This is a genomic window from Candidatus Hydrogenedentota bacterium (genome assembly GCA_016791475.1).
GTDB lineage: Bacteria > Hydrogenedentota > Hydrogenedentia > Hydrogenedentales > JAEUWI01 > JAEUWI01.
In genome coordinates this window covers 125,864-146,425 of sequence record JAEUWI010000007.1, presented here as the reverse complement: position 1 = coordinate 146,425, position 20,562 = coordinate 125,864, and the positions used below count along the sequence as shown (strand labels likewise).

Genomic DNA, 20,562 nt, shown 5'->3' with positions numbered 1-20,562 from the left:
GATCGTGCAACGTGTCGTACCCGTGCTCGCGGGACTGCTGCTTTGTGCCTCCATCGTCGCCGGCTTTGACCACAATCATCGTTGCCACGTGAAAGGCCCTGACGAGAATCCCTGTTGCGCGTGCAGCCTGGAACTCCTTCTGGGCGGCTGCGATGGGGCGGTGTCGGATCTTCACGCCCTCGACATTGCCCATGCGTTTCTGACGCCCGACATGCCCGACGTTTCCCATTCGGGCAGCCAGTATCATCAACTTGCGTGCGGCCTGCGCGCACCTCCCGCTGCCTGGTTTCCCTCGTAGTCTCTGGAAAACTACCTGAAACAGACCCCCTCGTCCGTCTGCGGGTATCCCTTGCGATAACCCGGAGTGCGGCCGCACACGGGAGGAAATCATGCGAATTACGCTTGCATTGGCCCTGCTTATTGCCTGCGCGGGCGCCCGGGCCCAAACCGATAAGACGGTAGAGGCCCTGGTACAAAAAGTTGAAGCCCTAACCAAAACCATGGAGCAGCTCAACAGCCGGATCGAGACACTGGAGGCGGAGAACAAGACCCTCAAGGAGGGTCAGGAAACCATCCAGCAGGATGTGGCCGCCATACCGCCGCCGCCCGCTCCGCCTGCACCCAGCCTGAATCCGGACATTGGTGTGGTGTTTGACGTGGTCGGCAATCTGACGGAGGACTCGCCGGACGATACCCAGGAGGATGAAGGCTTCGACCGTTTCAGCGTGCGCGAGATCGAGCTGAATATCGGCCACGATATCGACCCCTACGCCCGCCTCGATGCCACGATCACGTTCTCGGACTTCGAGGATGTGGACATTGAGGAGGCCTACGCTTCCTACTCGGAGCTCCCCCTCGATCTCTGGGGCCGCGTGGGTCGCTTCCGCCTGCCCATCGGCCTGTCCAACCCCAAACACCGGGACCAGTTGTTCACCGTGGACGAACCCCTGATGATCCGTCGTTACCTCGGTGCCGAGGGTTTGTTCCGGACGGGCGTGGAATTCAGCCGTTTCCTGCCGCAGTTCAACGACAAACTCACCCAGCAGGTGCGCTGGGGCCTGAGTGAAGGGGGATCGGGCGAGGGCGGCACCATCTTTGGAGAGTCGCGCCAGCACCCCACCTATTTCGCGCGGCTGCGCAATGAACTGGCCCTGTCACAGAACGATTCCCTCTCCCTGGGCAGCACGTTTCTCGCGGGCAGCGGAGACGCGTTCCACAACGAGGCCGATGTGCTGGGCTGGGGCTTCGACGCGGAATACCAGCACAAGTTTGGCCAGTACCGCGCTCTGACCCTGCAGGCGGAGTCGTTGCTCCAGGACCGGGACCATGGGATCACACCCTACGCGGAAACCCAACTCTTGGGATACTACCTGCTGGCCAACTTCCGAGCCACGCAGCGGTGGAGTTTCGGAACGCGCTACGACTATGCCGAGGTCGCCGATTACGATCCCTTCGCACTGACGGGCACGGATCCCGAAGACTACCCCTACAACGTATTTCGACCGAACCCGAATGATGACGAAACGTCGGTCAGCGCCTGGATAACCTTCCACCAGAGCGAATTCGCCCAGTGGCGCCTCCAGTATGACCATCTGGACTATGCGAACGGGCTGGACGATGACCAACTTCGACTGCAAGCGACCTTTTCCGTAGGCTGGCACCAGCACGCTATTAAATAATTCAAAGGAGATTTCCCGTGAACCTTTACCGCGCGTTATTGCTTGTCGCCGTGTCCCTCGCTGGCACGGCCCATGCTCAGTTAAATGTTGTGGCAACCCTCAGCACCTTTGGCGATCTGGTTCAGCAGGTGGGGGGAAAGCACGTCGAGGTGTACTCCATCGCACCGCCCCAGTTTAACCCCCACTTCGTGGAGCCCCGCCCCAGCGATGTGCTGAAGCTGAAGAAAGCGGATGTCTTCGTCAATGGTGGTCTCGATCTCGAGGCCTGGCGCGAGCCCCTCCTCAACGCAGCCGGCAACGCAAAGGCCGACAAGGGCGGTGAGGGGGAAATCGCGCTCTCCGATGGGGTTCAGATTCTGAATGTTCCCGCTCCGGGCGTTACCCGGGCCCAGGGCGACGTTCACGCCATGGGCAATCCCCACTACTGGCTGGGGCCGGAGAACGGTCTCATCATGGCGGCCACCATCGCCCGACGCCTCTCCGAAATTGATCCGCCCAACGCGGCAGACTATGAAGCCAACCGGGCTGCTTTCGAAGAAAAAATGAAAGCGAAGATAACGGAATGGAAAGCCGCGCTCGCGCCCCTGGCGAATTCGGAGATGATCGCCTTTCACGATGAATGGCCCTACCTCGCGGCCTTTGCGGGGATCAAGATCGAGCAGTTTCTGGAGCCGAAGCCTGGCATTCCCCCCGGCCCCAAGCATCTGGCCGAACTGGAAGAATATGCTGTGAAAAACGGGGTTAAAGGAATCATCTACACTTCCATCACCCCCGCGAAACCGGCGGAGTCCCTTTCAAAGAAGACGGGCGTTCCTGCCATCGAACTCGCTCAGGGCGTTGGCGAGGTCAAGGAGGCCACCGACTACATAGCCCTGATCGACCACGACATCGCGAGCCTTGTTGCCGCGGCAGGGAAGTGACACCCGATGACGACCATGCTTGAACTTATGCTCCAGCCCCTGGTGGCCTGCCTGGTCCTCGCGGGCATGCACGCCTATCTGGGCATGCACGTGGTAAAACGTGAAGTCATCTTTGTCGATCTGGCCCTGGCCCAGGTCTCTGCCCTCGGCGCGACCGTGGCCTTCCTTTTCAACTATGACCTCCACTCCCTCCAGGGCTTCTGGTTTGGCCTGGGCTTCACCCTCCTCGGCGCGGCCGTGTTCAGCTTCACGCGCTCACGCAACCCCATCGTGCCGCAGGAGGCCCTCATCGGCTGCGTCTACGCCATCAGCGCCGCCGCCGCCATCCTCGTGCTCAGCCGCGCGCCGGAAGGCGGTGAAGAGCTGAAAGCCATTCTCGTGGGCAACCTGCTCTTCGTTGAGTGGAGCGACATCGGTTTTATCCTGCTGGTCTATATCGGTGTCGGCGCGGTGCATTGGTTTGCGCGAAAACAGCTCCTGCTCATTTCGGAGAATCCAGCCGCAGCCTTCGACAAGGGGATGCACGTACGCTTCTGGGACTTCGTGTTCTATGGCACCTTCGGACTCGTGGTCACCAACTCGGTTCACATCGCTGGGGTGCTCCTCGTCTTCGCCCTGTTGATCGTGCCATCCCTCTGCGGAATGTTTCTGGCCGACTCCGTTCCGCGCCGCCTGGCCGTGGGCTGGGCCGTGGGCGTAGTCACCAGTTTTGTCGGCATTTACGCCTCCTTCCAGTGGGACCTGCCGACGGGCGCCACCGTGGTATGCGCTTTCGGTGTCAGCCTCGTGGTATGCGGCACCGCCGGCAGGCTCATGGGACGCACCGGCGCGGCGCACTGAGCGAATAGCTGCAAAAATCAGGGACGGCGGGGACTTGAGGGTCAGCAGGACTTTGGTACCTGCCGTCGCTCTTGTCTCTGCCGTCCCTGCTGCCGACGTCTTATCCAGGGTTCAGAATGGCAAGGGACTCACCACGCCCCGGGGCTGGATGTCCACAATCTGATTGCTGACCCAAGTGGTGGTGTATTCCGTGCCGTCCACCGTCTCCTGCTCTATTTTGCACGCCACCGGAAATGTCACCCCGCCATGTGCCCCCGCCGCAAGTCCGGCGATCACAAAATAGCCTTTGTCCACTTCCACTTTCGCCGCCGCACCGGAACCGGCCACTTGGGCTCTCATCGCCGTGCTATCGCACCACTCGGGCACGCGAATACGCAGGCTTCCCTCCTGCTTCATGGTGAACGCAATCCGCCCTTCCAGCGGAAGGTAACTCTCGATCGTCACGTCTTCACCGTCGTAGTCGAAGTAGAGGTTCACACTGCTCATGTCACCATTCCGGGTGACGCGATGGCGGTAGCACTCGGCCATGGCGTGTATTGCCCCGGAGGTTATGTCCAGCGTGGACAGGGGCCAGTCGCCTTCGCGCATCCGATCATTGGGGAGCTGCATGGCATAGCCCCCCACGGTGCGGCGGATCACATCAAACTCGGCATCGTTCTTCGGATGTTCATGGTCCCGCATGAAGGCGCGGAGCTCCGGCTCGCGATGCTGCGTGGGAAGAAGCATGCCGCGGAGATAACGCTCCGCCTGGGCAAAATACTGGGGATACCCCGCCGCGCCCAGTAGCAACGCTGTACGCACCACGTCTCCCGTCTGGTTTATTTCCCCGCGTCCAATCACGTTCGCCGGGTGCTCGGGAAACACTTCATCGCCCCAGCCCCACGAACTGTGATACTCCGGTACCCCCACGTCCATGACGCGCCGACACTGGGCGATCATCGCTTCGTCCTGGACGAGAAGCGCATACTCTGTGATGCCCGCCAGTGCGGACGTTATGGAGTGGACGTGGCCGGAGGAACGGGTCCACTCGGTGAACCGACCTTCGGTATCATAGAGTTCCTCGATCCCCGCGCGGGCGTACTTGCCTGCAAGTTCGAGCGCCGTCGCATTGCCTGTGGCGCGGTGTAGCGCGAGCAGCGGCTCTACCGTTCTCGCCGAGTTGGGAATGCTCGCCCCGCCATAGTGCCCCACCATGGGCGTCTTATCGAGCAGCGCATTGCTCCACACACCGCGCTCATCCGTGACGCGCTGCAGCATGGCGATCACGCGATCCGACATCTCCCGGGCCCAGGGGTCGCCGTTGTGGGCGATAAGGGCCCATAGACTGAACAGGCCCTCGCGCACATTGTGGAACTCCACAAACTTTTCGTTGTTCTTCTCCGGGTCCACATAGGCATTCATTTCATAGGGATTGTCGAAAGAGACTTTCGCATAGCGGCGGAGAACTTCCAGGCCTCCGGGATCGAGTGGCAGGCCCGTGACCTCATTGGCATGGACGATTCCAAGGAGACAGCGCCCGGTCACATGGGGAATGCCGATGTTGACGGAGTGGAACAGCTCCCCCGTGCCATCGACCCGGTGGATGGAAAAGAAGTAAGGTTCCATATCCTTGTCGGCGTCGAAGAGACTCACGAGGTGGTGCATCGACAGGGCGATGGCCTCCTTCAGATCCGTGCGGATGGGCAACTTCTCCGGTCCGCCATAATTGCGCAGCGGCCCTTCGGGGCGGTCGGCCCAGAAGTCGTCGAGGTCGGGCCACGTCTTTACCACGACGGGCGCAGCCATGCGCGGACCTCTGGGTATTGCGGGGACTTCAATTTCGCGGGCGACGACTTCCCGCTCCGCGCTGGTGATGAAGTACTGGCGCTCAAGCACACCCCGTTCGTCGGGGGACAGGATGTGATCATAGAGGAGCACCGTGTGGATCTCACCGCTGAAATACGCGCGCTCGTGCCCGCCGTAGTGGCGCGCGCCAACACGGATCTCGTCCATGATGGTCGTGGCGGGCGAAACGGGGCGCTTGCCCTCGGGCTCGCCATCGACAAAGATGCGAATCTCCTCATCGTCGCGCTCCACCAGGATCAATCGAGGCGTGTGCCAGGCAAAGGCATCCGCCATCTGGTCCTGCTGTCCGCCGATGCGCCCCGCGCCCTCAACACTGATCTGGTCAAAGTGTTCTGGCGACGATTGGTACGTATCTACCGTGAACCCGGGGTCGTAGTCGTGCCCATCCCGCGGGCGCGCGGAGCAGAAGGCTCCACCCTCCGGGGTAGGGCCGTAAGGCGTGGCCAGCAGCAGCAGGGTCCATCGGGTCGCCCGCTGATTGAAGGCCGGGGCCGACAGAGCATCGTTGATTCCGTCAAAGAGCACGCCCGGTCTCGCCCCGCTACGCGCCACCCACTTGGGACGCTGCCTGCCCTCGGCAACCAGCGCGCCGCCAGCGGGCGCCTTGTTCATCCAGGCGGTAACATAGCCCTCCTCCATCGCGACCGCGTTATCGTCGGCCGTGTCGAGCCAGAGCAGCAATCCCTGGGAAGGAGGCGAATCCGCCCACGTGGGATGGAGTTCTAATATTATGGTCATAAAAACCAGAAAACGCCTAAATCTCATCAGATTCTCCGTCATTACCGCGAGTTACAGCGCATTGTGCGAGAGCCCGGTTCACTCGTTGGCTGGGCCGGGTAGTTTGGCGACATCCCGGAAGTGTTCTGTATGGCAACTCAGCGGGGAAGAAGATCGAGCGCGAATACCTCGGCATTCTTCAGATGAATGCGCACAAGGTATTTTCCTTTTTCCAGATCGGCCAGTGTGAAGTCCCGCCAGGCGACTGCATGCCGAAGACTGTCACTTTTCATGGGAATCGCTTCTTCCTCGGTGAAGCCCGCGACCCGATAACCTCGGTCGGTGAGCAGTTCCACACGGACTTCGCCATCGCGCGCGTCCGCATTCAAACTAAGTTCGCCATACCTTGAGAAATCCAGGGGCTTCAGGGTGATCTGGCCCGTATTCAAGATGGGCTCTTTGAGCGTGGCTTGATCGCTCACTGAAACGGGTCTGATTCCAGCAAAACGATCCCTGGAAATTGACGCCATGCCTACACCACTCAACTGCTCGCCATCGGATGCGCTCGTTGCACCCATGGAGTAGGCGCCATAATAGAAGCGTATTTCATCCTCCAGAATGACCGGAGTCGAATTCGTAAAGATTGATCCCGAGTCAAACCCCTTGCCATCGGAACGCGGAAGAAAGAAGTGCTCGCGAAATGGGCGCTTCCAGTCCAGCCCGTCGCGGCTCAACAACAACTCGATATCGATTACACCGCCGTTTTCGGCCCGGTTGAGTATCTGCGCCAGTGAGAAGTAGCACCCGGCATGATAGAAGACCGGGCTCGTATGAAACTCCACGTGGGCCGCGTCCTCGTCATCCGGCGCGAGCACCAGCTCGGGTGTAGACCACTGAACAAAGTCAACGCTCGTTGTCCGACCCATGGCATGCTTCCAGGCCGTCTTGCCGGTCGGGCCGTCGATCCACATTTTCCCGTAGATGGCAAAACAGTTCCGGGGCTGGTCGTAGAACACGTCGAGCGCATCCGACATGGACAAGGGAATGCTCCAGGCGCGGCCCGGCTCACCGGGAAAGGGCAACTTCTGCTCCAATTTGCCGTAAGCCACGGGAAGTACGGGCATCGGAACGTCCGGTTTGCGCCAGTGAATGCCATCGCCCGAGAAGGCCACATGCAGTCCAGGCATTTCCACCACGCCATCTTTCGCAAAGTCGAAATAGGCCATTTTGTATCGCCGTGTGGGATCCGGGTCTCGCGGGTCGACGATTACGGCATTTCCATAGCGCAACGAATGACCGCCATTGCCGACCATGACAATGTTCGTTTGCTGGATATCTCCGTAATTAAAAAGCCCGAGGTCGGGCCGCTCAAAGTGAATTCCGTCCTCGGATTCCGCGTAACAGGTAACGCATTGTGGTTGCGGCGTGTCCGTGCCGCCATAGGCTTGATACCAGATCTGATATTTGCCCGTCTCAGGATCCCGGTGTACGGAAGTCCATGCTATCGCCGCCTCCCACGGCTTGGCGTCGGGAATAACGGGATTATCTGCGCAGCGCACAGGGTAATGGGGCACCCGTACCGTGCCCGCTCGATAGAGAACGTGGTAGTCGTCGACGAAGAGCAAGGTCTCCGCGGGGACCGCGGGAGCGACGCATGCGAAGAGCACGATCAACCCCAGAAATAAATCTTTTCGACACATAGTGGCCTCCAGCCTGGTCTGAATACTGGCACAGGAAGCCTGCAGGACTCGACTTTTATCAACGCGGCCCCTTATGGCAGTATTACGGCTTGCCCTTTTGGCACTGGCTGGTGAGCATCCCCCGGAAACATGGCTGTGGTCCGGCGTGTCTTACCTTACTTACTGGAGTTTTCAATTTTATGCGATTGGTTTTACTGGCATTTATGGCGCTGGCGGCCCTCCCCCATGCCGCGTGGGCGGACACCACGCCCCAATGGATTTGGCTGGACATCGAAGCGGACGGGCAGCAGGCCTATTTCCGCACGGAGTTCGATTTGGAGGGCACGGTGAAGTCCGCCGTGGTGTCCGGCGCGGGCGACAATGAAGTCCGAGTTTTTGTCAATGGCGTTAAGGTCGTGCAAAACAACGATTGGGGCACGGTTACCATGGCCCCGGTCAAAGGCAGCCTCCAGCCCGGCAAGAACGTCCTTTCCGCACTTGGTGTGAATTCCGAGGGCAGCGCCGGGGTCTTCGCCCGCCTTACCATGACCATGGAGGACGGTAAGGAAGTCATTGTAACGACCGACGGTAGCTGGAAAGCCTCCGCCCAGATGACCGATGGCTGGAACAAGCCCGGCTTCGACGCCTCAACCTGGGGCGCCCCGAAGGTGATCGGCGCCGTGGGAGCGCCCGGTATCCCCTGGAGCGGCAAGGTCAACCTGGAAACCCTGGCCCAGGCCGAATCAATGGACACGGGTGCGGCCCCGAAGGCCCAGGCGGTGAGCGATCTCAACCTGCTGCCCGGCTTTAAGGCGGAACTGCTCTACACCGTGCCCAAGGCGCAGCAGGGTTCGTGGGTCTCCATGACCAACGCGCCCGACGGCGGCTTTTTCGTCTCCGATCAGGACGACGCCGGCCTCTTCCATGTGAAACCGGCGACACTCGGCGATCCGGAGAGCGAGACCGTGGTCACCTCCGTACCCGCGCCCATATCCTCGGCGCAGGGCATGCTCTGGGCCTTTGACAGCCTCTATGTCCACGTAAACAGTGGCAGTAAGAGTGGTCTTTATCGCGTTACCGACAGCAATGGCGACGGCCAGCTCGATGTTTCCGAGCAGCTTTCTCCCGTGCCCGGCGGCGGTGAACACGGCCCCCACGCCACCATCCTCACGGAAGACGGCAAGAACCTCTACATCGCGGCGGGCAACCACACGGACTTGCCCGAAATCTCCGGCAGCCGCCTGCCCCGGAACTGGGGCGAAGACCACCTTCTCCCCCGCCAGTGGGACGCCAACGGTCACGCCGTGGGGCGCATGGCGCCGGGTGGCTGGATCTGCAAGGTGACGCCCGATGGCAAGAGCTGGGAAGTGGTCAGCAGCGGCTACCGCAATGAATACGACATCGCCCTCAATACGGAAGGCGAAATGTTTACCTACGACGCGGACATGGAATGGGACTTCGGCAGCCCCTGGTACCGCCCCACCCGCGTGAACCACGCGGTCAGCGGCAGCGAATACGGCTGGCGCAGCGGCACGGGCAAGTGGCCGGCCTACTATGAAGACAGCCTCCCCCCCGTGGTCGATATCGGCCCCGGCTGCCCCACCGGCGTTACCTTCGGCACGGGCACAAAGTTCCCCGCCAGATATCAGCAGGCTTTTTACATCCTCGACTGGACCTTCGGCACGATTTACGCCATCCACATGACGCCTGAAGGCGCCAGCTATGTCGGGCAGAAGGAAGAGTTCATCTCCGGATCGCCCCTCGCGGTAACCGATGTCGTTATCGGCAACGATGGCGCCTTCTATTTCACCGTGGGCGGGCGCGGCACCCAGTCGGCCCTCTACCGCGTGTACTATGACGGCACCGAGTCGACCCAGTCGGCGAAACGTCAGGAGTCGAAGGACACCATTGAGGCGCGCGCACAACGCCATGCCCTCGAAGCGTTCCACGGCAAGCAGGATGCGGCTGCGGTCGAGACCGCCTGGCCCTTCCTGGGAAGCAAGGATCGCTTCCTTCGCTACGCCGCCCGAATCGCCGTGGAAAATCAGCCGGTTGCTGAATGGCAGGAACGCGCGCTGAACGAAAAAGATCCGCAGGCCGCCGCCGTCGCCTTGATCGCGCTGGCCCGCCAGGGTGCCCCCGATGTGCAGCCCCAGTTACTCGAAGCCCTGGCGCGCTTTGACCTGGCGAAGATGGACGAGACGCCCGCGCTGGGCCTGCTCCGCGCCTACGCCCTCTGCTTCATCCGCATGGGCCGCCCGGATCAGTCCTTCATCGACACGGCCGTGGCCCAGCTTAACCCGCTGCTGCCCGCCGGCACCGACCACATGAATTCCGAATTGCTTCAGATGCTGGTCTACCTCGACGCCCCCGGCATCGTGGAGAAGGGCATGGCGCTCGTCGCCGATAAGCGGCCCGACCCCATCCCCGACTGGGCCGAACTGCTCAAGCGCAACCAGGGCTACGGCGGCACGATCCAGAAGATGCTGGACAACCACCCACCGACCCGCAGCATTGGCTACGCTTTCATTCTGCGCAACGCGCGCCACGGCTGGACCCTGCCTCAGCGCGAGGCCTATTTCACTTTTATCAACGACGCATCCCAGTTCCCCGGCGGCGCGAGCTTCCCGGGCTTCCTCTCGAACATCCGCGACGATGCCCTCACCACGTGCACCGACGAAGAGCGCACCGCCCTCGCCGCGATCACCGGCAAGAGCCTCCAGCCCCTGCCCGACTTCGAGATCCGCGTTCCCGAGCCGGCCGCGACACCCTGGACGCTGGAGAGCGCCGTGGCCGCCGTGAAAAAGCGTGGCCTGAGCAAGCGCAACTTCGAGAAAGGCCGCAACAACTTCTACGCGGTCGGTTGTTCCGTCTGCCACCGCTTCGACGGGGCCGGCGGCGCAGTGGGCCCCGATCTCTCCACCGTGGCGAACAAGTTCTCCACCACGGACCTCCTGGAAGCGATCATCGATCCGAACAAGGTCATCTCCGACCAGTACGGTTCCTCGATCGTGACCCTGGAAGACGGCACGGAGTATCAGGGTATCGTCATCGACCACTCCGGCGCCAAAGAAGAGGGCGAAATCCAGATTTGGACTTCCGACATCAAGGTGGAACCCATCCTGGTGAAGACGAAAGACGTGGCCAGCATTGAGCGTTCACGACTCTCCCAGATGCCCCAGGATCTGGCCAATTTCATGAACGAGGACGAACTCCTGGACCTGCTGGCCTATTTGATGTCCCGCGGGAACCCCGACGCGAACGTGTTCAAGTAGGCGACACCCAATAACCACCGCACCAGGCCCCGCGCCGAAACACCGGCGCGGGGCTTTTTCGTTCTTGGGAATTGGAACTTCCAGGCTCGGAACGGAATCAATTGTCAGGGTGCGTATCGATTTCAGTGAAATTCCGTGCTGTCCGTGGTCAGCAAATAAGAATCGACCACGGAGTACACAGAGACGCGGAGAAGTCACACAAGAGAGAAAAAATGGAGAGACCTTCTCGGATGTAAGCGGACCGTGACTCGGCACATGTGCCTCTGTACTCTTTTCTCTCCGCGCCTCCGTGTCTCTGTGGTCCAAATAATTTGGTTGCGCCCAACGGCTGTTCCTCGAAATCCCGTGGTCAATCAATTGGAGGTCTGCAACGTCATGAAACCCGTATACCGATTCGTCGCTGTGGTCGCGCTACTCGTCTCATTCAGCGCCACGGTGAATTCTGAAGAACACCTCGAAACCTTCGACAGCGACCCCGGCTGGGAGAGCATCAACAACCGCTCCACCCACTTCGAGCCCCGGGAAATCACCCAGGACTTCGGCTATGCGCCCGACATCGAGCTCGCGGGCGTGAAGGGGGTCATCGGCGGCCGCATCACGCCCGACGCGCGCCCCGCCTACTACGCCATGCCCATCGGGACCCTCACCTTTGATGATACCTTCTCAGCCTCGGGCATGCTCACCGTGAAGGAAGGCGGCGGCAACCTGCTCCTCGGCTTTTTCAATTCGACCACGTTGAACGAGTGGCGCACGCCCAACACCGTGGCCTTCCGCATCAACGGTCGCGGCGAAACGATGCACGTGCATTCGGAGTACCTCACGTCGAAATGGCGCGCGGGCGCGGGCATTATCGGGCGCTATGACAAGGAGACCGATCGGAATCACCCTGTGGAGATTCCTACAAACGGCACGTACCCGTGGTCGATTCGCTACGAACCGGCGAGCGACGGAGGCGGCGAGATTACGATTACGTTCAGTGGTATCGAGGCCATATGCGCGGTCACACCAGAGCACCGCGCCGATGGCGGAACCTTTGATCGCTTCGGCCTGCTCAACGTAATCAAGCACGTGGACGGCCATGGTGAGATTTACATGAACGACCTCAAGGTCAACGGTGTGAAGGTAAACCTTGCGAAAGACCCGCAATGGGAAGGGCGCGACAACAGAGTCTCCTATCGGTCGATCGACATTCGCCCGCGTTTCGACTTCGGCCACAGCGCCACCCGCTTCGCGGGCGGCACATCCGCCGGCGAATTCGGTGGGCTCTTTTTTCGGGGCGATTGCCGCGAAGCCCAGCGCCTCGCGGCCTATGGCGCGCGCACAGAGTCGCTCACACTGGACAAGCCCCTCCACGCCTCAGGCACCATCACGCTGCGGCGCGGCGTCACCGACAGTTCGACCCTCTTCGGTTTTTACCACGGCGAGAAAAGCCTCCGCGTGAACGAAGCCCAGAACCAGGGATTGCCCCAGCACTTTCTCGGCTTCAGCATCGAAGGCCCCTCCAGCGAAGGTTTCTACGCCTACCCGTGCTACCGCGCACTCGAAGACAGCCAATTCGCCGATCGCGCGCAGGGCCTTCCCCGCATCTACCCCGATGGTGAGGTCCACCACTGGGCGCTTGAATACGCGCCGTCGTCGGAAAAGGGCGGCGAAGGGACGTTGACCTTGACCTTCGACGACAAGTCCGCAACACTGCCGGTGCTACCGGATGACATCGCCGCCGCAACCTTCAACCGCTTCGGCTTCGTCACGCCATGGATCGATGGCAATGGCCAGGTGGTGTATCTGGACGACATTCGCTATACCGTGAAGCAATGAACTTGTCCCCCTGGGGCGCTGCTTCGTCGTTTTTGTTTTGACCGTGTTATAGTAGCGCCGCCCGTTTAATACGAAGTCCCCTGAAAATCGGAGAAACCCCATGCGCAGCACAGTCCTCCTCATGATGATAACCGTAGCGACGCTTTGCGCCCAGGCCCAGACGAATTCCGGCTATCGGATTCACGACATGGAGCGCGCCGTAGCGCCCGTCGTCACGCCGGGACAAAACGGTTCTCCTCCCGCCGACGCTATCGTCCTCTTCGACGGGACGAACCTCGATGCGTGGCGCACCAAAGAGGGCGGGCCTGCGGCGTGGAAGGTTTCCGATGGCTACCTGGAGACTGTGGCGGGTGCGGACGACATCTTCACAAAGCAGACCTTCGGCGACTGCCAGCTCCACATCGAGTGGGCCTCGCCCGCCGATCCCGCCGGCAAGATTGATCAGGACAGAGGCAACAGCGGCATATTCTTCATGGAGAAATACGAGATCCAGGTCCTCGATTCTTACGAGAGCCGCACCTATTCCGACGGCTACGCCGGCTCGATCTATGCCCAGTATCCGCCCCAGGTCAACGCCACGCGCAAACCCGGCGAATGGCAGACCTACGACATCGTCTTTCACGCGCCCCGCTTCAAGAAGGACGGCACCGTGAGACGTCCGGCGCGCATCACCGCCTTCCTCAACGGCGTTCTCGTGCAGGACAACGTCACTCTCACCGGCCCCACCGGCTGGCTCCAGCAAAAGCCCTACGAAGTTCACGCCGACGCCATGTCCCTCAAGCTCCAGGATCACGACAGCCCCGTACGCTTTCGCAACATATGGATCCGCCCCCTGCCCCAGCGTGAGCACTTGAAGAAAATCAAAATGAAGACACCCGAGGCGAAGGTCCAGCTCAGCCCGGAGCAGCTCGACCGCTTTGTCGGCGCCTACGAAACGATCGAACCCGATGACGAAAAGAAGGAAGTACCCTTCATCGTGATTCGCCGCGAAGGCGATCACCTCCTCGCCGCCATCCGCGACAAGCAGGAATGGCCCCTCATTCCCCAGTCTGAAACCGAGTTCGTCTTCCCGACCTTCGACGGCACCCTCGCCTTCGTGCGGGATGACAAAGGCGCGGTCACGGGCGTGAATTTCCGCGTCGGGATCGAACCGGATTTCGAGAAGAAGCTGTAACAAAGCGCGGCGTGAAACAACGCCGCAGAAAGCCCCTATGAATACGCCCAACCCGGTCGCGCCGCCGCCCATCGCCGTGCGCTGCGCCAAGTGCCGCGAAGTCATCAGCCCGGCCGACGCCTTTTGCCGCTTCTGCGGCGCGCGCCAGCAGACGACCGAGGCCTTCTACTACCACCCCGTCTGGATTCTCGTGCTCGCACTCACCGTCCTGGGCCCCTTTGCCCTGGCCCTGGTGTGGCGCTCACGGCGCATGAACGCTACGACCAAGGCCATCCTGGCCGCAATCATCGTGGTCTACAGCGCCTTTACTTTCTACACCGCCTACAAACTCTGCGCTATCCTCTACGAGCACTTCAGCCTGCTGAGTCAGGTCATGTAAGGCACTAAATCCATGGACCAGATGCCCGCCAGACTAAGGGCATCGGCATGTCACCAAGTAGGCCGTCCAACACCGGACCGAGAAAGCGCTCGTTCAGCCTCATGGCGTCTTCCAGTCGCTCAGGCACATTGGGATCGTGCAGACGCCTCTTGAATGCCGTCCACTGTTGGGATTTTGCCATGCAGAATTCCGAACCGAAAGCTTCGAGATCGCGCTCCAGCGCGGTCTTTCGATTCTGGAAAGTTCTCCGAATTGCTTCCGCAAGTTCATCGCCGCGAAAATCAAAGTTGGAAGAGAGTAGCCAGATATCGTAGAAATCTTTAATGCGGCTGTTCAGTTGCCCAAGTTTGACCGCCGCTTCGAGTTTTTCGGCAATTGCACTTTCCAGGCTGTAACAGAGAAGGTCGGGAGCGGGTTGATCGAGGACCGTGGGCATCGTATGGCGCTCAGGGGGCGGGTATACGATGTCGCCGAAACCGATATCGACTTGTAGAGAAACACGGGCGGTGTCCAGGACCCCTCGAAAACGAAGTCGGACGCCGTCGTAGCCCATCTCCTTCGTGATACCCTCCGAACGCAGCGTACTGGGGTCAAAGTGCAATCCATCGTCCAGGACGGCGAGTCGCAATACCGCTTCAAATCGCGCCAACAAACTTGCTGTGTCGTTGGGTGTCATTCCAAGAAGGTCGATGTCCATCGTAGGCCGAGCGTCCGGCGCGTTGCGCGCGCGCAACATCATCGCTCCCTTGAGAACGAATAGCTCCCCTTCGCTGGACTCCGCCAGCCTGTAGAGAAAGCGTTCCAGTGCGTAATATTGGAGCACCTCGTTGAACGGACGTCCAGAGCCATGGGCGTGGTTCAAAAGCCGCTGTCGGATTGATGCGGCGATGTTGGACACGGGTTTTCGCGTCATGCCAGTAACTCCAGGTAGGGCGTCATGACCCGCTCGACACGGCAGATTCGGGCGTAGTGCAGTAGTTCCCGCGCTTTAAATGGCATGCGCGTGCGGTAGAGCTTCAAGGCTTCGAGGACAACGTCCATCCCGATTCGGTTGCGAAACTTGAAGCAGTCCGCGAGAGTTTTTTCTGGGCAGTACACGCGAAGGCTCACGCCGTTCGTGATCAAGTCTTGTATTCCTGCGGCATGGCACTCGGGGGAGTAGTGATATACCTCCAGCGGGGGCCGCGTGATCCGAGGCACCTCGGCACCGCGCCTCAGCGCGAGGTGAATCGCGTGGGGAACCTGCGTGGTAATCTCGTGCAGTGAGAGCGCGGAGATCAGGCAGATAACCGCATCCGGGCAACGCTGAACGACGGTTATCAGATCTGGATCCCCGCCCCCCTCGTGGCCCCGGAGCCGATACACGCCCCGCGACACCTGCTCCAGAACACCACCGTCGCGTAGCGCATAGAGGGTGCGCGGATGGATACCAGCCTGAATCGCCACCGACGTGCGCACGATTCCGCCATCCGCAGCGATCTTGCGGATAGCACTGGCTTCGATGGGGCTCGATGGGGAGTGAATTCTCATGGATAAATTTACCTATTGAAAATCTTTTATATAGGTAATTCTATCCTGTTCGATTCGACATTGCAACCCACGTCCGATCGCGATCCCCCCTATTTCACCGTGCCCAGCCGGGCCACGCTAACCTTGCGCCCTTCCGCGCCATCGGTCTTCGGCGCGAGGGCGAAGCGCGTGGCGATGCCGGTATAGCCGGGAGCTTTCGAGAGATCGATGGTGTAGGTGCGCAATGTCCCATCGGGGATGACCTCGAAATCGATCGCGCCGCCACCCTGGCCCTTGAAACCTTCCCAGCGGAGGGTCGCCGTGGTGCTGCCCGTATCGAAGGCGGCGTCAAGCTGCACGACGGGCAATTCCGACGTGGCCCAGAAGGCATTCGGCCCCACGAGTTGCGGCGTGAGCCCGGTGAAGGTAACGGCCCAGGCTCCATCCAGCTTCCAGCCGCCATCGCGCGCATCGGCCAGGGTCCAACTCTGGCGATCCTTCGTAAAGGTGTATTCCGGCAGCGTACCGCGCTGGGCGTGCTGATAGACGTAGTCGCGGATTTCTGTCAACGCCCCCACGATGAGGGTGTAGTCGTAGGCGTAGACAATGTCGTGATCCAGAATCTCATTGCGCGTGGGCGAGATATAGCCCGTGGGGCCGTCCTTGGGCCCGCCCTTTCCCGGCACGCCCGCGAAGCCGCCCGTATACGCAAAGGTGTTCGGCGTCCAGATGCCCACGCCGAAATCGGCCTCGTTCACCAGCGCCGCCCAGTTTTCCGTGGCATACCAACTGTCCCACGGCCCGCCGGGCGCTTCCGCCGGGGGAATGCGCGTGTCCCACACCTTGTCCACCAGCCGCAATGGACCGCCGGTGAAGGGCTGGTCGCCGTCATAGGTGAAGAGGCGGTAGAAGGTACCATTGGAATACACCGCCGGAAGCTCCTGGCCGCGCGCGGGAAACTGGGTCGCATCCTTCCGCGCGTTGTTGATCTGGGAACGCACGCGCACCGTGTTGCCTTCCAGCGTCAACCACGACTCAAAGGTGCACTCGCCCGGCTCGTTGTTCAAGGGCCAGTGCATGGGAACGCACTTTACATAGAGCTTCGTGCCGTCGTTCGTGTGCTCCAGCACCTTCGAGGGATTGTTGTAGGCGTCGCCCGACTGGATCGGGTTCCACCCGATAAAGGTCCACGTCTTCGACGGCTGCTTGCCATTCTCAGGCACATAGGGCACCGGCCCGGAGTAAAACGACATCTGGATCTGCCGGCCCCAGTCGTGGCTGTTGATGATGTTCTCTTCCGTGCCCGACTTCGAGAGGTACGTTATCGCCCCGCCAATGTCCAGGTTGATACCGATCTTAACGACGCCGTTGTCGAGGTAGCTCATCCCCGAGAACGCGGGGGCATCGGCGGCAGGTACGGCGGAAGAAAAAGCAAGCAGGAACGCGGCGAGGGTAAGCAGGTACTTCATGGCGGGCCTTTCAGAAAAACCGGCGCAACATCACCGGAGGTACGGGAAAGCACACCGGCACGCGCCTGGGAAAGAGTAGCGCGTCGGCCGGAGGGATCTCCAATTGAGGTGGAGGGTTTAGCCTTGCCCTGTTGTAACCACAGCGGAATATCGTCGACAAAAATGGCTACGGGCGAAATACACTGAGTTCGAGCTCGGCGATGCTGCGATAGTCTTTCGCGTTGGCCGTGCAGAGCGGAATGCCGTTCTCGACCCCCGTGGCCGCGATTAAAGCATCAGGGACGCCGATATTTGACTTGAGTGTATACTCCTCCAGGTAGATTGACGCGCGGTGGCCGATATTTTCGGTAAGGGGGAGAATCTGGAAATTTAACGCACTGAGAGCCGCCTTGGTGGCCCGCAATTCGCTCTTGTTGCGGGCACCTTGGACCAGTTCCATGTAGCTCACCACGGAAAGTTCAAGACTCTCGGCTTGATCGATGGCTGCCGCCGCGCGCTTGCTACCGCGCATCACCCAGATGATAACGTCCGTGTCAAAGATCACCGAAGCGCCCTCGACGGAGGTTCCGCACATAGACGACAGGGTCGGACATTTCTTCCCGGTCTGCCCACAATCCGAAGATCTCCAAGTCCTTCACGCTGGGTCGCTCGCTATGGCGGGCGGACTCAATACGCGCCACCGACACCCCCCTGTTCGTGAGGGTGACAGTTTCATTGCGCGCGATTGCGTCCAGTATTTTCTTGGGATTGCGCCTCATATCCAAAACAGTGACTTTCATAGTCGGCTCCTCTCCATGAGTGTGCACTTCAAGTATGCACTACCGACAAAAATCCTGTCAATGGTAAATTCGACCTCGGGCGGGGAATGTACGGGCCTTGATTGTTCATCGTCCCTTCAGTCTCACCCGGGAAAACCTTCGCTCCGCTGGCCTGGTCCAATTCACCGTCCCAAAACGGAGCATGTTTTCGAGAAATTCGCACTTGACTGAGCCGGCCGAAGATCGCAGAATGAAGGGCAACCCTATCCATCAGGAGAAAACACCATGTCACGTTTAAGTCGTCGTCAGTTCATCAAATCTTCCTCCGCCTTCGCGGGCGCGTCGCTGCTGCTGTGCGGCACGGCCGCTTCGGGCAAGGTGCTGGGCGCGAATGATCGCCTGCGCATCGCCGTGGCCGGGCTCAACGGTCGGGGCAAGAGCCACATCAGCGGCTGGCTCGAACAGCCGAATGTGGAACTGGCCTACATTGCCGATCCGGATCGGGACGTCGTTGCGGCGCGCCTGGCCGAGATTCAGGCGAAGGTGGGGCCAACCTGCACGACCAAGGGCATCACGGATATTCGCGAGGCACTGGCAGACAAGAATGTGGACGCGATTTCGATTGCCACGCCGAATCACTGGCACAGCCTGCTGACGATCTGGGGCGCGCAGGCGGGCAAGCATGTGTATGTCGAGAAACCCATGAGCCATGACATTGCCGAGGGGCGCATCGCGGTCGAAGCGTGGAAAAAGTATGGCGTGGTGGTGCAGCACGGCACGCAACAGCGGAGCAATGCGGATGTGGCGGCGCTGACGAAGGCGATTCACGAGGGCAAGTTCGGCCGACTGAAGATTTCCTATGGCTATTGCTGCAAACCACGCGACACCATAGGCTTCAAGCCGGTCGCGGAGGCCCCGGCGAACCTCGATTGGAACTTGTGGCGCGGCCCGGCCGAGTTCGACGAGTACCACGCAAATCTGGTGCACTACAACTGGCACTGGTTCTGGAAGTCGGGCAATGGCGACATGAACAACCAGGGCACCCACCAGCTTGACCGCGCCTTCTGGGCCATTGACCCGGATCAGACGCACCCGGTGAAGGCGATGGCGATGGGCGGCCGCTTTAAGTGGAATGACCAGGGCGAGACGCCAAACACGATGTTTGGCATGGCGGAATACCCCAACGGCCAGCAGGTCTTTTTCAACGTTCGCAACGTGAATTATGAAGGCTACCTGCACCAGGTGAAGAACGAGTATTACTTCGAAGACGGCGGCAAGATTCTCGACGACAAGACCTATATCCCCGCGGGCGCCACGGAAGGTGTGCCGCTCGATCTGGAACCCGGTGGCGTCACCCCCGGCGGCAACTGGGGCGCTTTCGTGGCCGCGTGCCGCGCCGGTGACCCGAAGATGGCCAATGGCAATGCCATGGACGCGCACAAGGGCAGCGTCCTCGGCCACCTCATGAACAACTCCTACCGCATCGGCGAGAAGGTGCCCCTCAATTTGAAGGCCGGCAAGTTCGGGGACAACAAAGACGCCTACGAGCACTTCGCCAAGTTGCACGAGATCGTGACCAAGGGTATGGGCGTGCCGGAAGACGGCACCGAGTACACCGTCGGCCCCTGGCTTACCTTTGATCCCGAAACCGAGCGCTGCATCGGCGAACACGCCGACGCGGCGAATGCTCTGGTGAAGGACTCCAACCGCAAGGGCTTTGAGATTCCGACCGTCGATAAGGTGTAGCTCAGCAAATCATAAACAAGAAGCTGTCGCCCTCCTCGCGCAACGCGGGGAGGGCGATTTTGTATTTGGTTCACTATGGGGATCAGCCCCTAATTGCAGTTCCCCGATTCACCGCGTTCAGTCTTCCTGCCCAGTGCATCGCAATCAGGGACTCATAGTCCCCAAACTGGGGATAGGGCTCCCAGTTGCGCGACACATCCATCATCGCTGTCTGCGGCGCGGCGAAGCCGGTTTGGAAGTGACGCTCCCTTATCGTTACCGTGCCATCCTCATCAAAACGATGGGTCTCTACCAGCGCGAACGCGTCGCTCGTGCCGCGAAAGGTCTGATACGTCGCGCCCGTAAGGAAAAGCCGATCCCGATCAATCACGGCATAGTGTCCGATCATCCACTCCCTTAGACAATAGTCAATGAATGAAACACGGACCGTATCCCCCTGCAGATAGAGAACGGCGGCGGGACAAATATTGTCTGCGAACAGTACCGAATAGGCCCATCGCCGCTCATGTCGGCGGTACGCCGTCTCCACGTCCAGCCACTCATCCGCACGCTTCTTCCAACGAAGCCAACTTCGGTAATACACATGCCACATTCGTCCGAAAGCCCTCCTGCTGGTGCCAATCGATCCTGCACGACCGCCACATAAAAGTATATCAGGTATTTCGCGCTGCAAGGGTGGACCGATATTGGGACCATGGCCGCAGTTTGAGTACCGCCTGTGATTGACCGTGGGCCCCGCCACCTGCGTCGGGAA

The 20,562-nt window shown here is 60.5% G+C and carries 17 protein-coding genes; 9 read left to right on the top strand and 8 right to left on the bottom strand.

Features of this window, described 5'->3' with window-relative positions:
• Window positions 1-4: 4 nt before the first annotated feature.
• The 4 genes from JNK74_05705 (at window position 5) to JNK74_05690 (ending at window position 3,439) form a co-directional block, all read left to right on the top strand.
• Window positions 5-298: a hypothetical protein gene (locus JNK74_05705; protein ID MBL7645671.1), complete on the top strand. Its 294-nt coding sequence runs from the start codon at window positions 5-7 to the stop codon at window positions 296-298.
• Window positions 299-389: 91 nt separating this feature from the next.
• Window positions 390-1,679, top strand: coding sequence for a hypothetical protein (locus tag JNK74_05700; protein ID MBL7645670.1), 1,290 nt, complete (start codon window positions 390-392; stop codon window positions 1,677-1,679).
• A 17-nt stretch (window positions 1,680-1,696) separates the two neighbouring features.
• Window positions 1,697-2,599: a zinc ABC transporter substrate-binding protein gene (locus JNK74_05695; protein MBL7645669.1), complete on the top strand. Its 903-nt coding sequence runs from the start codon at window positions 1,697-1,699 to the stop codon at window positions 2,597-2,599.
• Window positions 2,600-2,605: 6 nt separating this feature from the next.
• Window positions 2,606-3,439, top strand: coding sequence for a metal ABC transporter permease (locus tag JNK74_05690; GenBank protein ID MBL7645668.1), 834 nt, complete (start codon window positions 2,606-2,608; stop codon window positions 3,437-3,439).
• Between the two features lie 111 nt (window positions 3,440-3,550).
• Here the strand turns inward: JNK74_05690 and JNK74_05685 are convergent, their stop codons facing one another.
• Both JNK74_05685 and JNK74_05680 read right to left on the bottom strand, forming a co-directional pair.
• Window positions 3,551-6,022 (bottom strand): hypothetical protein, encoded by a 2,472-nt coding sequence (locus tag JNK74_05685; protein MBL7645667.1) that lies wholly within the window; start codon window positions 6,020-6,022, stop codon window positions 3,551-3,553.
• A gap of 137 nt (window positions 6,023-6,159) precedes the next feature.
• Complete coding sequence (locus JNK74_05680; protein ID MBL7645666.1) at window positions 6,160-7,701, bottom strand: hypothetical protein; 1,542 nt, start codon at window positions 7,699-7,701, stop codon at window positions 6,160-6,162.
• Window positions 7,702-7,880: 179 nt separating this feature from the next.
• Here JNK74_05680 and JNK74_05675 point away from each other — a divergent pair, with 179 nt between their 5' ends.
• The 4 genes from JNK74_05675 to JNK74_05660 all read left to right on the top strand — a co-directional run bounded on the left by JNK74_05675 (window position 7,881) and on the right by JNK74_05660 (window position 14,326).
• Window positions 7,881-10,955, top strand: a complete 3,075-nt coding sequence (locus tag JNK74_05675) for a c-type cytochrome (protein MBL7645665.1) — start codon at window positions 7,881-7,883, stop codon at window positions 10,953-10,955.
• Between the two features lie 375 nt (window positions 10,956-11,330).
• Complete coding sequence (locus JNK74_05670; GenBank protein MBL7645664.1) at window positions 11,331-12,773, top strand: hypothetical protein; 1,443 nt, start codon at window positions 11,331-11,333, stop codon at window positions 12,771-12,773.
• A gap of 100 nt (window positions 12,774-12,873) precedes the next feature.
• Window positions 12,874-13,947 carry a DUF1080 domain-containing protein gene (locus JNK74_05665; GenBank protein ID MBL7645663.1) on the top strand — a complete coding sequence of 358 codons (1,074 nt, stop codon included), beginning with the start codon at window positions 12,874-12,876 and terminating at the stop codon, window positions 13,945-13,947.
• A 37-nt stretch (window positions 13,948-13,984) separates the two neighbouring features.
• Window positions 13,985-14,326 (top strand): hypothetical protein, encoded by a 342-nt coding sequence (locus tag JNK74_05660; GenBank protein ID MBL7645662.1) that lies wholly within the window; start codon window positions 13,985-13,987, stop codon window positions 14,324-14,326.
• A 4-nt stretch (window positions 14,327-14,330) separates the two neighbouring features.
• On the opposite strand, the gene JNK74_05655 is transcribed toward JNK74_05660, so the two are convergent.
• The 5 genes from JNK74_05655 to JNK74_05635 form a co-directional block, all read right to left on the bottom strand.
• Window positions 14,331-15,239, bottom strand: a complete 909-nt coding sequence (locus tag JNK74_05655; protein MBL7645661.1) for a nucleotidyl transferase AbiEii/AbiGii toxin family protein — start codon at window positions 15,237-15,239, stop codon at window positions 14,331-14,333.
• Window positions 15,236-15,856, bottom strand: a complete 621-nt coding sequence (locus tag JNK74_05650; GenBank protein MBL7645660.1) for a type IV toxin-antitoxin system AbiEi family antitoxin domain-containing protein — start codon at window positions 15,854-15,856, stop codon at window positions 15,236-15,238. The genes JNK74_05655 and JNK74_05650 overlap by 4 nt, the downstream gene beginning before the upstream one ends.
• Window positions 15,857-15,945: 89 nt before the next feature.
• Entirely contained in the window at window positions 15,946-17,304 is a 1,359-nt protein-coding gene (locus JNK74_05645) for a hypothetical protein (protein MBL7645659.1), read from the bottom strand.
• 166 nt (window positions 17,305-17,470) lie between these two features.
• Window positions 17,471-17,848 carry a type II toxin-antitoxin system VapC family toxin gene (locus JNK74_05640; protein MBL7645658.1) on the bottom strand — a complete coding sequence of 126 codons (378 nt, stop codon included), beginning with the start codon at window positions 17,846-17,848 and terminating at the stop codon, window positions 17,471-17,473.
• Window positions 17,838-18,083: a type II toxin-antitoxin system prevent-host-death family antitoxin gene (locus JNK74_05635; GenBank protein ID MBL7645657.1), complete on the bottom strand. Its 246-nt coding sequence runs from the start codon at window positions 18,081-18,083 to the stop codon at window positions 17,838-17,840. The genes JNK74_05640 and JNK74_05635 overlap by 11 nt, the downstream gene beginning before the upstream one ends.
• A gap of 264 nt (window positions 18,084-18,347) precedes the next feature.
• Between JNK74_05635 and JNK74_05630 the strand changes: the two genes are divergently transcribed.
• Entirely contained in the window at window positions 18,348-19,808 is a 1,461-nt protein-coding gene (locus JNK74_05630) for a Gfo/Idh/MocA family oxidoreductase (GenBank protein MBL7645656.1), read from the top strand.
• Between the two features lie 82 nt (window positions 19,809-19,890).
• On the opposite strand, the gene JNK74_05625 is transcribed toward JNK74_05630, so the two are convergent.
• Window positions 19,891-20,400 (bottom strand): hypothetical protein, encoded by a 510-nt coding sequence (locus tag JNK74_05625; protein MBL7645655.1) that lies wholly within the window; start codon window positions 20,398-20,400, stop codon window positions 19,891-19,893.
• Window positions 20,401-20,562: the final 162 nt, after the last annotated feature.

Excerpts from the sequence above, each read along its gene's own strand:
- JNK74_05650 (MBL7645660.1), bottom strand. The coding sequence starts at position 15,856 with ATGAGAATTCACTCCCCATCGAGCCCCATCGAAGCCAGTGCTATCCGC.
- JNK74_05645 (MBL7645659.1), bottom strand. The coding sequence starts at position 17,304 with ATGAAGTACCTGCTTACCCTCGCCGCGTTCCTGCTTGCTTTTTCTTCC.
- JNK74_05635 (MBL7645657.1), bottom strand. The coding sequence starts at position 18,083 with ATGAAAGTCACTGTTTTGGATATGAGGCGCAATCCCAAGAAAATACTG.
- JNK74_05660 (MBL7645662.1), top strand. The coding sequence starts at position 13,985 with ATGAATACGCCCAACCCGGTCGCGCCGCCGCCCATCGCCGTGCGCTGC.
- JNK74_05665 (MBL7645663.1), top strand. The coding sequence starts at position 12,874 with ATGCGCAGCACAGTCCTCCTCATGATGATAACCGTAGCGACGCTTTGC.
- JNK74_05630 (MBL7645656.1), top strand. The coding sequence starts at position 18,348 with ATGTCACGTTTAAGTCGTCGTCAGTTCATCAAATCTTCCTCCGCCTTC.
- JNK74_05670 (MBL7645664.1), top strand. The coding sequence starts at position 11,331 with ATGAAACCCGTATACCGATTCGTCGCTGTGGTCGCGCTACTCGTCTCA.
- JNK74_05690 (MBL7645668.1), top strand. The coding sequence starts at position 2,606 with ATGACGACCATGCTTGAACTTATGCTCCAGCCCCTGGTGGCCTGCCTG.
- JNK74_05675 (MBL7645665.1), top strand. The coding sequence starts at position 7,881 with ATGCGATTGGTTTTACTGGCATTTATGGCGCTGGCGGCCCTCCCCCAT.
- JNK74_05625 (MBL7645655.1), bottom strand. The coding sequence starts at position 20,400 with ATGTGGCATGTGTATTACCGAAGTTGGCTTCGTTGGAAGAAGCGTGCG.
- JNK74_05685 (MBL7645667.1), bottom strand. The coding sequence starts at position 6,022 with ATGACCATAATATTAGAACTCCATCCCACGTGGGCGGATTCGCCTCCT.
- JNK74_05680 (MBL7645666.1), bottom strand. The coding sequence starts at position 7,701 with ATGTGTCGAAAAGATTTATTTCTGGGGTTGATCGTGCTCTTCGCATGC.
- JNK74_05700 (MBL7645670.1), top strand. The coding sequence starts at position 390 with ATGCGAATTACGCTTGCATTGGCCCTGCTTATTGCCTGCGCGGGCGCC.
- JNK74_05655 (MBL7645661.1), bottom strand. The coding sequence starts at position 15,239 with ATGACGCGAAAACCCGTGTCCAACATCGCCGCATCAATCCGACAGCGG.